Raw genomic sequence first — 726 nt, forward strand, 5'->3', positions numbered from 1 at the left:
GAAGTACAGGTCGCCGCGCTTTTCGCCGTGGTATTCGAAGATGCTGGTCTCGACGATGGAGTCCACCGGGCAGCTTTCCTCGCAGAAGCCGCAGAAGATGCACTTGGTCAGGTCGATGTCGTAGCGCGTCGTGCGGCGGCTGCCGTCGGCGCGCACGTCGCTCTCGATGGTGATGGCCATCGCGGGGCAGACGGCCTCGCAGAGCTTGCAGGCGATGCAGCGCTCTTCACCGTTCTCGTAGCGGCGCAGCGCGTGCAGGCCGCGGAAACGCGGGGAGAGAGGCGTCTTCTCTTCCGGGAACTGGATGGTGATGTTGCGCGAGAGGAAATGCCTCCCGGTGAGCTTCATCCCCTTGAGCAGTTCCCAGAGGAAGAAGGTCTTCGCGAAATTCGTGATTGCAGTCATGGGCGCCGCCTCACTTCCAGATGTTGAACGGTGTCTGCATCCAGGCACCGACAACGACCAGCCAGATCAGCGTGATGGGAATGAAGATCTTCCAGCCCAGACGCATGATCTGGTCGTAGCGGAAGCGCGGGAACGTGGCGCGCACCCACAGGAACGTCGTGACGACGAAGAAGGTCTTGCCGAACAGCCAGGCCCAATTCCAGAACGCCATCGTGTGCTGGATGAAGGTCGGCGTTTCCATGCCGAACAGGCTCCAGGAGATCGGCGCGCTCCAGCCGCCCAGGAACATGAGGACGGCCAGGGCCGACACCAGGATCATGT

2 protein-coding genes are annotated in these 726 nt (G+C 62.0%); both read right to left on the minus strand.

Annotated features, from left to right (window positions below; genetic code table 11):
* Positions 1-405, minus strand: a 405-nt coding sequence (gene nuoI / locus ACXJKR_RS34000; protein ID WP_457326614.1) for an NADH-quinone oxidoreductase subunit NuoI, incomplete at its 3' end; no start/stop codon positions are given.
* 10 nt (positions 406-415) lie between these two features.
* Positions 416-726 (minus strand): NADH-quinone oxidoreductase subunit H (locus ACXJKR_RS34005; RefSeq protein WP_457326615.1); only part of this gene is annotated, 311 nt, incomplete at its 5' end.

Source organism: Roseateles sp. P5_E11 (genome assembly GCF_054049355.1).